11 protein-coding genes are annotated in these 13,449 nt (G+C 64.7%); 5 read left to right on the top strand and 6 right to left on the bottom strand.

Going from position 1 to position 13,449, the window contains the following annotated elements:
• Positions 1–39: 39 nt before the first annotated feature.
• The 4 genes from ASG92_RS21770 to ASG92_RS21755 all read right to left on the bottom strand — a co-directional run bounded on the left by ASG92_RS21770 (position 40) and on the right by ASG92_RS21755 (position 3,424).
• Complete coding sequence (locus ASG92_RS21770; RefSeq protein ID WP_056633286.1) at positions 40–1,182, bottom strand: glycosyl transferase; 1,143 nt, start codon at positions 1,180–1,182, stop codon at positions 40–42.
• Positions 1,183–1,276: 94 nt separating this feature from the next.
• On the bottom strand, positions 1,277–2,374 hold the full coding sequence (locus ASG92_RS21765; RefSeq protein WP_056633283.1) for an acyltransferase family protein: 1,098 nt from the start codon (positions 2,372–2,374) through the stop codon (positions 1,277–1,279).
• Entirely contained in the window at positions 2,371–2,781 is a 411-nt protein-coding gene (locus tag ASG92_RS21760; RefSeq protein WP_056633280.1) for a DUF2304 domain-containing protein, read from the bottom strand. Before ASG92_RS21760 ends, ASG92_RS21765 begins: the two co-directional genes overlap by 4 nt.
• Positions 2,782–2,785: 4 nt before the next feature.
• Positions 2,786–3,424 carry a glycosyltransferase family 2 protein gene (locus tag ASG92_RS21755; RefSeq protein WP_056633278.1) on the bottom strand — a complete coding sequence of 213 codons (639 nt, stop codon included), beginning with the start codon at positions 3,422–3,424 and terminating at the stop codon, positions 2,786–2,788.
• A 198-nt stretch (positions 3,425–3,622) separates the two neighbouring features.
• On the opposite strand from ASG92_RS21755, the gene ASG92_RS21750 reads away from it, so the two are divergent.
• From ASG92_RS21750 to ASG92_RS21735, 4 genes are all read left to right on the top strand, one after another.
• Positions 3,623–5,749 carry an acyltransferase family protein gene (locus ASG92_RS21750; RefSeq protein WP_157372385.1) on the top strand — a complete coding sequence of 709 codons (2,127 nt, stop codon included), beginning with the start codon at positions 3,623–3,625 and terminating at the stop codon, positions 5,747–5,749.
• A gap of 169 nt (positions 5,750–5,918) precedes the next feature.
• Positions 5,919–6,884 carry a hypothetical protein gene (locus ASG92_RS21745; protein ID WP_056633272.1) on the top strand — a complete coding sequence of 322 codons (966 nt, stop codon included), beginning with the start codon at positions 5,919–5,921 and terminating at the stop codon, positions 6,882–6,884.
• Positions 6,885–7,019: 135 nt separating this feature from the next.
• The gene (locus ASG92_RS21740) at positions 7,020–8,807 is read left to right on the top strand and encodes an ABC transporter ATP-binding protein (RefSeq protein WP_056633269.1); all 1,788 of its coding nucleotides are present in this window, start codon (positions 7,020–7,022) and stop codon (positions 8,805–8,807) included.
• On the top strand, positions 8,807–9,907 hold the full coding sequence (locus tag ASG92_RS21735) for a glycosyltransferase family A protein (RefSeq protein WP_056633266.1): 1,101 nt from the start codon (positions 8,807–8,809) through the stop codon (positions 9,905–9,907). Before ASG92_RS21740 ends, ASG92_RS21735 begins: the two co-directional genes overlap by 1 nt.
• A 105-nt stretch (positions 9,908–10,012) precedes the next feature.
• Here ASG92_RS21735 and ASG92_RS21730 read toward each other — a convergent pair whose 3' ends face one another.
• Positions 10,013–11,116: a glycosyltransferase gene (locus tag ASG92_RS21730; RefSeq protein WP_157372382.1), complete on the bottom strand. Its 1,104-nt coding sequence runs from the start codon at positions 11,114–11,116 to the stop codon at positions 10,013–10,015.
• 12 nt (positions 11,117–11,128) lie between these two features.
• Positions 11,129–12,247: a glycosyltransferase family 4 protein gene (locus tag ASG92_RS21725; RefSeq protein WP_157372379.1), complete on the bottom strand. Its 1,119-nt coding sequence runs from the start codon at positions 12,245–12,247 to the stop codon at positions 11,129–11,131.
• 112 nt (positions 12,248–12,359) lie between these two features.
• On the opposite strand from ASG92_RS21725, the gene wecB reads away from it, so the two are divergent.
• Complete coding sequence (wecB, locus tag ASG92_RS21720) at positions 12,360–13,424, top strand: UDP-N-acetylglucosamine 2-epimerase (non-hydrolyzing) (protein WP_056633257.1); 1,065 nt, start codon at positions 12,360–12,362, stop codon at positions 13,422–13,424.
• Positions 13,425–13,449: the final 25 nt, after the last annotated feature.

The following is a 13,449-nucleotide window of genomic DNA, read 5'->3' as shown; positions in this document are numbered from 1 at the left end:
GGGGAGCCGCCTTCTTTGTCAGCCGGCCAGTATGCCGTTCTAGGCTCGTGCGTGCCGGGAACCCACAATGTCGTCCACGGCCTTCTGCCAGGCCAGCACCTGGGACTCGGCCGAGAGGGGCCTGGCTGCGGCGTCTGCCGCCTTTTTCCACTCCATTATCTTGTCGGCCGTCAGGCTGATGAGCGTATCCCGCAGGGAGCCTGCCGAAAAATCGGAAGTCACAGCGCCAAGTCCGTATTCCTTCATCAGCGGAACCATGGCTGGAGAAGGTCCCGTGATCAGCCCAACCCGGGCCTGAACCGCCTCAAAGAACTTGTTTGGAAGGGTGTGTTTCAGGTTGAAGGTACTCGGAGGGAAGAAGACTATCGAGACGTCATATTCGCCCATGGTACTCACGAGTTCGTTGTAGGGAACGGGATCCCTGAAACGGACAGCCGGCACTGCAGCAGCGAGCTCCTTCAGTTCGTCCAGGTAGTCAGGTTCGTTGGGCATGACGATCATGTCTAAGGTCAGCCAATCCGGGGCGTCCGCCATCGCCTCTATGAGCCTGCCGAGTTGCCGATAGCGCTGCGCGGCTCCGCTGTGAACGAGTCTGACCGTCGGGCCGACCCCGCGCACCTCTCCGTCTGCATATGGCGCGGCATTCGTAACCACGTTAGCGGGTACGCCGTAGTCCTGCGTGTAGGCGTCGGCGATGCCTTGAGAAACCGTCGTCACGGACGCGGTTAAAGGCAGATAGCGCCGGCAGAGCCACCGCATAAAGGGCGCCACGACAAGCCGCCACTTGGGGTCCGACTCCTTCTCCCGTGGCGCAAACTCGTGAAGATCCGCATGAACGCCGAGCCTCGGCTGAAGTTCAATCGCCAGCGGCACGGTGTTCAGATCGTTGGCAAGAATGACGTCGAATTCCCCCCGTGGGAGGACGCTCCGCGCAGCCATAACGGCGCCAAGCCCGTTGTAGACACGTTCGTATCGACGGAGGGCCAGCCCTAACTTGTCAGATGGCCAGCCTTTTGCGTCACGCGGCAATTCGAAATGATGATCCACGCCTTCCGGAGCCTCACCGTAACCGCATGTGGTAACGCGGTACTTGCCTTTGAACAGCTCCACCTGTTTGAGGACTCTGGGATCCGAGCGGATGGGGGAAAAGGACAGGATCAGCAACGAGGGGAGCTCAGTCATATGCCCCATTATCCCAGACGCCCACGTGGCGTTCCGTCCGGCAACCGCCACCAAGCGGCGCCCGGAGGCCAGGACGTCGGCAACTTGACCGGGCCTAGAAAATGTTCCTCAGCAGCGGAACGCGGCTGGCAGCCAGCGAAACCGCAAAACTGGCAGCCAACGTCACGGCATAGGCACCGGCGATGGCGCCAAGGGAATTTCCGGCAGACACAGCCGGAACTGTCAGCCGGATTGCTTCAAAAATGACGAGGTGGACCAGGAAGACGCCGAAGGTCGCGTTGGACAATGCAACGGTCGCTTTGCCTGCCCGTTCCAGCTTGAGACCCTCACACAGGGAGAGCGTCACCACGAAGACGCCGATGGCGGCCAGCGCAACCTGCAATCCCAGGTACGAGACCGGAAAAGCAGCATCCAGCAGCGGCAACGATCCCTTGTGCCCGTACTGCCAGATGGTGGCTGCCAGGAGCCCGACCGTCACGGCGCCCGTGGTCAGCAATTTCCAGCCGCCTAGCCGGACGTCCTTCAGGGCGTAGCCCGCAAGGAAGTACCCCACATACGGCATCCAATGGGTAAAAACGTTGAGCTGGACGGGACGGGAGATGCCAAACAGGCTCAGGATTCCGGGCACCATGTAGAAGATCAGTGCCGCTGCCAGAAATGTTGCGGCAACGGCAACGGCCCTGCGCCTGCTTCCGCCGCGCAGGAAAGCGGCCAGCACTGGCGCCACGGCGTAAAGCCCGGCGATCAGCCACAGGAAATAGAGCTGGGTGAACACCGATCCGTCCACGAGGAGCTGCAGGACACGCGCCAGGGTGAGGTCCTCGCCGCGCATCCACAGCCGCACACCGATCAGGTAGATGAGGTTCCAGGCGATCAGTGCAGGAACCAGCCTGACGGCCCGCCGGCGGTAGAAGAGCCCGGGGTCGGCGAGTTGCCGGGAGCCAAGGATGAGCGCTCCGGAAATCATCACGAAGACAGGAACCACCCAGATCCAGGCGATGTCGATCGTCACGGAGATCCACCAGGTCCGGCTGTCGCGGGGTGCCCGTCCCACCAGATGGCCGAAAACGTGAATGGCCACGACTCCGCAGATACTGACAATCCGGAGGATGTCCAGGCCGAACTCCCGTTGCCGGGGGCTTTCAGGGCTGCGGGCGTCCGCCTGCAGCGTTACGCCCCGAACGGACGTCATTGTCCCCCATGGGCCGGCGGGGTCAGTCGCCGGTCAGGCTGCGACGCTCCGCCCTGCTGTTCATCCCTTGCGCCCGGCAGTGCAACCTCGTCAAGGGCTATCCTCCTGGACAGCTTGGTCAATGTGGCTTCCATATGACGGAAGCGCTGGTACGTCGTAGCCATGAACACCAGGAAGCTGACCACGAGGCCATAGAGGACCAGGTCCGTCCCGCGTCCGATGCCCATGAGGTGTGCCACCCGGGTCAGCAGTTCGGGGAAGAAGATGGAAAACGCTGCCACGCAGGTGAACAGGACCAGCATGATGCGACGGATGGCGAGATGCCGCGCGTTGGATCCGCCGCGCATCAGCGCCAGCGACATGACAACGACGGCCAGGACGAGAACTATCTGGACAATAATCTGCACAATTTCACCTAAAAAAGAGATCAGCAACGATATTGACCGAGTTCAGCAGGGACTGGCCTTTGGACTTTGAATAGTCGGTGTAGACGATTTCGACCGGCTGCTCGACCCAGCGGGGATTCATCTCCGCAAGCTGGTGAACCAGTTCGGAGGCGTGCGCCATCCGGTTCTGCTGCAGGTGGAGGCCCCTGGCAACCCCCGGGCTGAAGGCCCGCAGTCCGTTGTGCGCATCCGTCAGGGCCATGCCGGTGGCGAGGCGTGACTGCACGGCGGCCGTACGGAGTACCAGCCGCTTCATGGGGGAAAGTTTTGTCCGGTCATCGAGGAAGCGGGACCCAAGGACGACGTCGGCTTCGCCCGACAGAATTCGGTCCGCCATGGCACGGGCGTCCACGACGCGGTGCTGGCCGTCGGCGTCGAAAGTGATGATGCAATCCAGTTCCGGGTCCTGGAGCGCATACTCAATGCCCGTCTGGAGCGCGGCCCCCTGGCCCAGGTTAACGGGGTGCTGAACGACGACGGCGCCCGCTGCCCGGGCCACGCCCTGGGAGCCGTCGGTGCTGCCATCGTCGACACACACAACGTTGGGGAATTCTTCCCTCAGCCCCTCAATGACGGTACCGACGACGGACGCTTCGTTGTACATGGGTATGACTATCCAGGTTCGACTCACCCGTCAAGTATTCCATAGGGCACGCAGGCGCCGGGTACCTGGACTGCCCGGCACGGGCGTGGGGATGGGAGGTGCGGAAGGTGTGGAAGGCAGCCGGGATCGGCCGGAGCGGGGACCGCTCGCCGGCGTCCCGCACCGGTCCGGCCGCATTCAACGGTAAAATTGCCTGTTGTGTCTGCAACTAACCTCGTGAATGACCCGGCTTCTGGACTCCGTGAGACAGTGCAGCGGCCCGCTCAGGCCCCCTTCCGCACGGAGATCCAGGGCTTGCGCGCGATCGCCGTGGCCGCCGTCGTGCTGTACCACTTCTGGCCGAACCGGTTAAGCGGCGGGTATGTGGGCGTGGACATCTTCTTTGTCATCTCCGGATACCTCATCACCTCCCACATGTACCGGGAGATCCTGCGGACATCTTCCATCGGCCTGCTGAAGTTCTGGGCCAGGCGCGTAAGACGGCTGCTGCCGGCTTCCTTCCTTGTCCTGTTCGCTTCGCTGCTGGCAGCATTCCTGTGGGTGCCGTCAACGGTCTGGGAAGTCACGGCGCGGCAGTTGGCAGCCAGCGCGTTCTATGTTCAAAACTGGGTGTTGGCCGGAGACTCGGTGGATTACTCCGCACAGCACAACGATGCGACCGTCGCCCAGCATTACTGGTCGCTTTCCGTCGAGGAGCAGTTTTACGTCTTCTGGCCTTTGCTGGTGCTCGGCCTGCTGTACATCCTTCCGAAATTTGCCCGTTCAAAGGGCACGTCGTCCACGGTGTCATCTCCGCGGTCGATTCTCATCCTCGGCCTGGCGGTGGTCGGGACAGCCTCCCTGGCGTATTCAATCGCGGTGACGGCGCTCGCCCCGTCCATGGCGTACTTCGTCAGCCCGGCCCGTGTCTGGGAATTCGCAGCCGGCGCGCTCGTGGCCCTGGTCTTCGTGGACCGCACCCTTGACGGCTGGGTCGCCACCGTCCTGGGCTGGGCGGGCATTGGCCTGATTGTCGGTTCGGCCCTCACGTTCACGGCCGAAACGCCGTTTCCCGGCTGGACCGCCATCGTTCCCGTCGGCGGAACCGCACTGATCCTGATGGTGGCCGGGACGGCGACACCGGCCGGAGCCCGTTGGTGGCTGTCATCCAAGTCAATGCAGTTTGTGGGCGGCATCTCCTACTCCCTTTACCTGTGGCACTGGCCGATCCTGATCGTTGCACCGTACGTTATGGGCCGGCCAGCCGGGCTGCTGGACAAGTGCCTCCTCCTTGGCCTGGTGGTCCTTCTCTCCTGGCTCACCAAAATCACCGTGGAAGACCCGCTGCGGACCGGCCGGTTCCTGTCCACGAACCTTCGCGCGTATTCGTTCGCCGCATCCGGAATGGCCATCGTCCTGGGTCTCGCTGTTGCGCTGACGTCATTTGCCTTCGCCGGGAGCGACGGCAAAACGGCCCAGGTGAACAGCCCCTGCTACGGTCCGGGGGCGCTCAATCCCGCCAATAACTGCGGTCCCGTAACCGGGGCCGGGGTTCCGGATCCCGCTCCGGCCGTGGTTGCCCGTCAAAATAAGGAACCCCTGTACAAGGGCTGCCAGGGCGACCTCTCCGGAACTGATCTCGTCTCCTGCGACCTTGGCGTGGAGGAACGCCAGGCCACAGCCACCGTCGCCCTCGTGGGTGATTCGCATGCAACCGCCTGGTTGCCGGCGATCGAGGTGCTTGCACAACGGCACAAATGGCACATCAGGACCTACACCAAGGCGTCATGTCCCCTCACCGCGGCGTTGCGCGTCCTGCCCTCGGAAGCGACGGACAGAAACCAGTCGGACTGTTCGTCATGGGGCAAGAAAGTGGAGGAAAAGCTGGCGACGGACACAAAGATCACCACCGTGTTCACAGCGGCCTATTCGACCGCCTACACGTACAAGCCGGCGCCGGGCGTTGAACTTCGCGACCCCGCAGAGGACGGCTTCACCACGGCGTGGAAGGGCTTGCTCTCTTCCGGCAAGCGCGTGGTGGCGTTCGACGACGTGCCGCGCACCAACGGCCAGTATGTTCCAACTTGCCTCGCGGCCAACAGCCGGGATCCGCTCGCCTGCGCCACCACCGTGGATCAGGCGTTCCCCAAGGGAACGGCGATAACCCATGCAGCGTCTACCTTTAAGTCGCCGCGATTCACGCACATTCCGCTCAGAAGCGAATTCTGCGACGCGAAGCTCTGCTATCCGCAGCTCGGCGCTGTGATCGTCTACCGGGACTACTCGCACATTAGCGCCGAGTATTCGCGGGCGCTGGCCCCGTTTGTGGACGGGCGCGTGTCCTGATCCGGGCCGGGCAGCGGCCCCACCGCCGTCATCGGCTCGGCCTGCGGCTACGCTAGTCATGTCATGCAGGCCGCCCGGCCACGCACTGGAATTGCTGAACTGGAGGCCTGTTCGAGTGAAATCTGCAGTCGGAGAGCCGCGCGTAACTCATTTTAACGACTGCGCAAATGTGGCTCTGACCCTGGTCCGGGCGGCAGCCGCGCAGGGCCATCACTGGAATTTCGTTCCACCGTCGAAAGTCCGCCCGCCGGAAGGGTTCACCTCCTCGGCAGCGGGGCGGGCGCGCCAGCTGCCGTATGTGGCCCGCCACGTGAAGATGCTGCTGACCTCGGATGTCATCCACATCCACTACGCGACGGCCGCCGCACTTCTGGAGCACGGTTTTCTCCCCCGCCGCCCATACCTGCTTCATTTACACGGCACCGATATCCGCAAGCAATGGCTCGAGCCGAACACCCGCGAGCAGATCCAGCGCGCCATTGACGGCGCCCACACTGTTTTCTATTCAAATCTCGACACCGCGGAGAACGCGCTGACGGCACGGCCTGATGCGCGGTACATGCCGGCGCTGCTCCGCCCCGAAACTCTCCCCCGCTGGGCACCCCAGGCGCAGTCGGGCGGTAAGCGCAAGGTGGTGTTTGCCTCGCGCTGGGACGATTCCAAAGGACTGGAAACGCAGCTGGAGTTCGCTGAACTGCTGGTCAAGGCTGTCCCGGATTCGACGAAGATCGTCGGGCTGGACTGGGGGCCCGGAGCGGCGTCCGCCAAGGCGCTGGGGGTTGAGCTGGTCCCAAAAATGAGCCATGCCGACTACCTTGAGTACCTTGCGTCCGCGGACCTGGTCGTGGGGCAATCCACGGGCCTGCTCGGCGTCAGCGAACTCGAAGCGATGGGCATTGGCCCGGTGGTTGCGTGTCCCGGCCGCCAGCTGGAAGGGCCCGCTGGAACTCCACCGGTCCTGCAGGGTTCGCTGCTCGAACTGGTCGAACAGGCGCGCGAGGTACTAGTGGACCCCGTCAAGGCCGCAGAACAGACGGAATCCCGGCAGTGGGTGCTCAAGAACCACCTGGCGGACACATGGATCCCCGTCCTCCAAGACCTCTACGGTGCGGCTTCGGATCACCGCGCCCGCTGACCGGCAAGCCGGTGTTCAGCTTGGTCCGGCAGCGGCCCGCTAGAATGTCATGGTGATACGAAGCCCACGAAGTTGTTCCCCTGCCAGCTGCGACGCCGCCCCATTCGTCCAAATTCCCACGCAGGAGCAGCGCCGGTGAAGGCCCTGTGGACCACATTCAAGAATGTCGTCAGCATCCTGCCGCCGCAGAGCGTCGGATTCCTGAAGCTCTATTCAGTGCTTCTGGGCGTGCTATCACTCTTCGATGCCTTCGCGATGGGCCTGCTGGCATTGGTTCTGACCCCCATGATCAACGGAGCCGGCTGGAAGGTCCCCTTCCTCGGCGTCGAGATCTCCGGCGCGGGCCTTTTTGTCGTTGTGGGCATCATTTGCCTCATCATCGTCCTCAAAGGCGTGTTCGCCGTCATCCTTCAATGGTTTGCCACCCGCCGGTTTGCGCAATATGAGCTTGCCATGGGTGACCGGCTGTTCAACGCCTACCTTGCTGCCCCCTGGGTCGAACGCCTCCGGCGGAACTCATCGGACCTCATCCGGATTGCGGACGTGGGCATCGCCAACACGATCGCCGGATTCCTGCTGCCGGCGGTATCCGTGGTGGGCGAAGCGCTCACCTTCGCCGTCGTCGTCATCATCCTGGCCGTATCGCAGCCGCTTACCGCCGCGGTGGCCCTGATTTACCTGGGCCTGGTGGGCGGCGTCCTCTACGTCTTCGTTTCGAGGCGTTCGGTCGTTGCCGGGCGGGTCAACCGGGACTACTCGTTCCGCGTTGCACAGCTGCTGACCGAGATGGTGGGCGCCCTGAAGGAAATTACGCTGCGCAACAAGTCGGACGAAGTTGCCCAGGTCGTCCACGAGAACCGCATCAGCACTTCCCGGGCACGGTCCAACATCCAGTTCCTGAGCATCGTTCCGCGGTACGTCCTGGAATCCGCGCTCATTGGTGGTTTCGTCGTCGTCGGACTGGCGGGATACCTGGCGGGGGGCACGAACCAGGCGATGTATTCGGTGGCCATCTTCGCGCTTGCAGGCTTCCGCATGGCCCCCAGCATCCAGCGGTTCCAGGCCATCATTTCCCAGACCTCAGTCAACGCCCCCCACGCGAACATAGTGGTCTCAGACATCAAGTCCATCGAGCGTTTCTCCGAGGACCGGCAGCACGAGCGCAGCGGGGAGACGCTCGCCGTCTCGGCTGCGAGCCTTGATCTCCGCGATGTGTCGTTCCGGTATGCTCCGGACGCGCCGCCGGCCCTCAGCGGCATCAACCTCACCGTACCGTTCGGCTCAACCGTCGCATTCGTGGGCTCATCAGGCGCAGGAAAGTCAACCCTGGTGGACCTCATCCTGGGCCTCGTGGAACCCACCGGGGGAACCATTTCGATCGGCGGCATTCCGCTGAGCGCCGTCAAGGATGACTGGCGCTCGCGTGTCGGTTACGTGCCCCAGGACGTATCGCTGTTCGATGCCACTGTCGCGCAGAATGTCGCGCTGACCTGGACTGACAGCGTCGACCGGGACCGGGTGAAGGAAGCGCTGAAGACCGCCCAGATGCTCGACGTCGTGGAAAAGCGCGACGGCGGCCTCGACAGCCCCCTCGGCGAGCGTGGCCTGTCGCTGTCCGGCGGACAGCGACAGCGGCTGGGCATCGCCCGCGCCCTCTATGCGGATCCCCTGGTGCTGGTCATGGACGAGGCCACGAGCGCCCTCGATACGGCAACTGAGGACGCCATCAGCCAGGCCATCCGCGATCTTCACGGCAAGGTCACCGTGTTGCTGGTCGCCCACCGCCTGTCCACCATCCGCCACGCCGACCAGATTTTCTTCATGACAGGCGGCCGGGTCACCGCCAGCGGCACATTCGACGAGTTGATCGAAAACGTCCCGGACTTCGCACATCAGGCTTCCCTGGCAGGACTGATCAATTGATGCCGCAAGAGCCGACGATTGACGTCGTTATCCCGGTTCACACTGCGGAACGTCCGCTTGACCGCGCAGTGCGCTCCTGCTTTGACGGCATGCCCAGCGGCATGGTCCGCGTCACGGTGGTGTGCCACAACATCTCCCGCGACCAGATCAGCCCCACGGTGGGCGCGGCCTCCAACGGCACCATCCGGTTTGAGGAGTTTCACGACCACCGGAACTCCCCCGCCGGCCCCCGGAACTACGGACTGAGCCTCGCAACGGCACCGTTTGTGGCAGTGCTGGACTCTGACGACTATTTCGAGTCCGGCGCCCTGCACGCCTGGCACCGCGTCCTCGATGACCGGAGCGCGGATGCCGTGGCAGCGCCGCTCCTCACCGACCGGCAGGTCCGTATTCGAACGCCAAGGGTCCGTCCCCGGCGGACGCACAACCTGGATCCCGTCCGCGACGGCCTGGCCTACGCCACAGCTCCCTTGGGGCTGATCCGCCGCGACACACTCAAATCCGAAAGCATCGCGTACACGGAAGGGCTGCGTTCGGGCGAAGACCTCGATCCCGGGCTGCGCCTCTGGTATTCCGGGGCAAAAATCGAGTATCCCGCAGGCGCACCAAGCTACGTGATCTGCGGCGACGCTTCGGACCGCGTCACATCGGATGTCCTGCCGCTGGCCGAGGAGTTCCGCGCCGTGCTGGGCCTCGACGACGCCTGGCTGGGCGGCCTGCGTCCTTCCGCGCGGACAGCCATTGCCGTGAAGTTGGTCAGGGTCCACCTGCTGGGCGCTCTCCGGAGGCGGGGAGCGGACTGGGATTGGACCGCTTCCGACCTTGCCGCACTTGAGCAGTTCATCAGCAAAATCTCCAACATTTCCGGAAAATATCTGCGGCCGTTTTCCATGGCGGACCGCGGGCTCATTCTGGCAGCGGGGCGCGCCAGTGCGGCGGGAGTCATCAGGCAGGCCCTGGAGGCTGATCAGCGGGCGCCGTACGTCAGCAAGGTCCTGGCGCCCGTGCCGTGGGCAAACCTGCTCCGCGAAAGCACACTTCGCCATCTGGTCCGCACCAAGCTCTATTCGGCGCCCCTGTTTGGCGGGCGTCGCCCGTAGCGGCCGGCCCGGGTCCGGACGACGGCGGCAGGCCGGCTACGGCGCGACAGCGCACCGGCGGCGGCGCACGGACGGCGGACAGGCACGGACGGCGGACCGCCAGGCTCAGACCAGCAGCGACGCCGCCATGAACCTGAGCGGGGACTCCGGGTTGAGGTTGTTCCTGATCCCGCGTGCGAAGAGCGTCTCGGGCCGCCCAAACCTGCGCCTCGCTGCCGCCGCAGCCACGAGCGCAGCGGGTTCGGCGCCGCCGTCAAGGATGGTGTCGAGCAGGCGGCGGTCAGCGATGGCCATCGGATCCGCTGCCCCGGGGGCAGCCGCAAGCAGACTGCGTGCGACGGCGGCCAGTTCCGCCATGTCCGTCCCGGACCAGCCGCCGTGGTCGGCGCGCACCCCGACCAGCCCGAAAACGTGGACCCTGAGAAGCTTGACCGCAATGGCCCGCCGGCTCGTGTCCGTGAGCCCCTTGAACCACTCGGAGGCTACCAGGCGCGTCGCAAAGGACAGCTCGTCGGTGACGGGCCGGCGGGTATATGTGACGCGGTCCTGCGCATCCGCGCCGACAACGTAGTGGCCGGCGCCCCTGGCATAGTCGATGCGTCCGCCGCCGAACCACAACCGCGACGAGAACTCCTGGTCCTCCCCTGTCTTGAGTCCCGCGGTGAAGGTCAGGTTGTGCCGCTGGATTTCCTTTGTGCTGATGAGTCCGAGCGGCGCGGTGCGGTAGGACAGCCGGTCCCGGACCGGGTCGAGCCGGCCCTTGCGTCCCGCCCGGACAGGAGGGGTCCGGATCTTGTTGCCATCAGCATGCCGCTGCGGAGCAATGACTGCGGCCGCGCCGCCGGCGCGGGCAACCGAGAGCCACTGCGCGAGGGCGCCCGGTTCAAGGTAGTCGTCGCTCCCCATGATGCATGCATACTCGCCGTCCGCCGCCGCAATGCCGGCGTTGAACGGGCCTGCGGGGCTGGGAATGCCGTCCTGGCACGTCAGCCAGCGCACCTGCCCGGCGGTGTCGGCCGGAAGGCGTCCGCGGATTGCCTCCGCCTCGATGTTGTGGCAGACAACGGAGACGCGGACTCCGCCGTCCTGATTCGCCGCCAGGCCGCCGTCAAAGGCTGAGGTCACTGCCCGCTCGATCGGCCTGCCGGAACTATGTACGGCTATGACGACGTCGACTGCGGGCGTAAACCCTGTACCCGTATTTTGCACTTGCTCAGGCTATCACTGCGCTATCCGGCGGCCGCCGGCCCTCCGTGCGCTGACGTCCGTGTAGATGTCGTCAAAGAGCCCGGCGACGGTTTCCGGGGAGAACCGGCGACGGATCGGCTCGGCAATGACCCCGGGCTCGGCGTTCTGAAACCGGTCCCGAACATCCAGAATCGCCCGGCCTAGCGACTCGGGCGTCACGTCGTCAACGAGCCGGCTGTTTTCCGGCGTTGCGTAGTCGTCATAACCGCCCACGTGCGGGGCAACAACGGGGCGGCCGGCACTCATGGCCTCCGCCGCCGACGTGAAGAAGTTTTCCTGTTCTGTCGGCAGGAAGAACAAATGGGCGTGGTCGAAGAGGGCGAACACTTCCGCCGGGGCCACGTTTCCCAGCAGCCGCACGTAAGGAGACAGTCCCGACGACGCAATGAGCGCCTCTACCTCTGCCCGCTGGCCGCCGTCACCGGCCCACTCCAGCTGTACGTTGTGGCCCTGTCCACGAAGCCAGCCAACCGTCTGGACGGCGAGCAACGGCCTTTTTCGCGGGATGAGCCCGCCGACGGCCACCAGCCGCAGGGGATCCAGCGGCGGGTAGGGCGCAACCGGCCGCCCATTGGGCACGACGCACGGAACCACGGACGCCGCCTGGGGGCGCGAGAACTCACTGAGTTTATCCGCCAGCTGCCGGGTCACGCCCGTCACGTGGTGGGGCAGGCGGAGTACGTGCCTGAGCCAGGCAACCCGTGGCCAGATCCCGCCGACGCTTTCCGGGTTGGTGACGCCGTTCCAGTGCTCCGTGTGGACCCAGGGCCGCCGGCGGACAGACCAGGGCAATGCCGCAACCAGGGCGCTGGAGAATGCCATGGTGTGCAGGACGTCCGCGTTGTGCAGGGCGGATGAAATCTGCCGCACGGCCCGGACCAGGGTGAGGGGCTGCCGCGGGTCGAAGCCGATGCGGGTCACGGGGATGCCCTCGTACTGCCCGGACTCGACGTCCTGCGATCGTCCCAGCCGCACGTGGAGGACCTGGACATCGTGACCCCGCTGGATGGCTTTGACGTGCTCCAGGTTGAAGGGCGCCTCCGTCGGTCTCTGCCTGCTGGGGAACCACGTAGTAACCACAAGAATTCGCACGGACCGGACCTCACTGTGTAAACCGCAGCCCGCATGCCGGGCACAACGCCGAATCAATCGTACCGGAGGGGTCAGTCACGAAGAATTGAGGGCTGCCTCTAAACTAGAAGCCATGCGTATTCTCAGCGTCGTTGGCGCACGTCCCCAGTTTGTAAAACTTGCGCCGATCGCGGCGGCCATGGAGGGCCAGGCGGAACATCTGATCGCCCACACCGGCCAGCACTATGACGAGCTCATGAGTGATGTGTTCTTCCGGGATCTTGGGATCCCGGCACCGGACTTCAACCTCGGAGTTGGCTCCGGCAAGCACGGCGCCCAGACCGGTGCCATGCTGCACGGACTTGAGGGAATCCTGGAGGAGTCCGCTCCGGATTGCGTCCTTGTTTACGGCGACACCAACTCGACCCTTGCCGCCTCCATCGCGGCCATCAAGATGCACATCCCGGTCGCGCATCTTGAGGCGGGACTCCGGTCCTTCAACCGGCGGATGCCCGAAGAGCACAACCGCGTCCTGACCGATCACAGCGCCGACCTCCTGCTCGCGCCCACCGAGGTGGCAGTCAAGCACCTGGCCACGGAGGGCCTCGCGGAGAGGACCGTTCTGGTAGGTGACGTCATGACGGACGTGCTCTTCAAAGTCCGCGACCTGCTCGACGCCGGCGACCAGCCCCTCCCTGTCGACGCGGCACCTGGCCAGTACTACGTCTGCACCATCCACCGGCCCGACAACACCGACTCCCCGGAGCGCCTCGCTGCCATCATCGGCTCCCTGGCGAGCCTGGAGAAGCCGGTATTCCTGCTGGCACACCCGCGGCTCGTCAGCCTGGCCGCCAAGCACGGACTCAACCTGGAGCAGGGATCTGTCCGGGTGGCCGCTCCGCTGGCCTACCCGCAACTGGTCCACGCTGTGCGGAACAGCGCGGGCGTCATCACCGACTCCGGCGGGCTCCAGAAGGAAGCCTTCCTGCTCCGCACGCCGTGCACTACTATCCGGCCGGAAACGGAATGGGTGGAAACCGTCGAACTTGGTTGGAACGTGCTCGTCAGCAAGGACCTGAGCATCCTCGCCGACACCGTACGGCGTCCGACGCCGGCCGCGACGGACGCAACCCCGTACGGTGACGGCCACGCGGCAGAGCGCACGGTGGCCGCCCTGCTCCAGGCATTCGGCAGCTAATCCCGCTCAGGCCACGTTGGCCACT

The organism is Arthrobacter sp. Soil736 (assembly GCF_001428005.1).
Lineage (GTDB): Bacteria > Actinomycetota > Actinomycetes > Actinomycetales > Micrococcaceae > Arthrobacter.
The sequence above is the reverse complement of the archived record's forward strand: the minus strand, read 5'-3'. Positions and strand labels throughout refer to the sequence as shown.

Coding starts and splice junctions, on each gene's coding strand:
- ASG92_RS21735 (WP_056633266.1), top strand. CDS start 8,807: ATGCCGCAAGAGCCGACGATTGACGTCGTTATCCCGGTTCACACTGCG.
- ASG92_RS21770 (WP_056633286.1), bottom strand. CDS start 1,182: ATGACTGAGCTCCCCTCGTTGCTGATCCTGTCCTTTTCCCCCATCCGC.
- ASG92_RS21765 (WP_056633283.1), bottom strand. CDS start 2,374: ATGACGTCCGTTCGGGGCGTAACGCTGCAGGCGGACGCCCGCAGCCCT.
- ASG92_RS21755 (WP_056633278.1), bottom strand. CDS start 3,424: ATGTACAACGAAGCGTCCGTCGTCGGTACCGTCATTGAGGGGCTGAGG.
- wecB (WP_056633257.1), top strand. CDS start 12,360: ATGCGTATTCTCAGCGTCGTTGGCGCACGTCCCCAGTTTGTAAAACTT.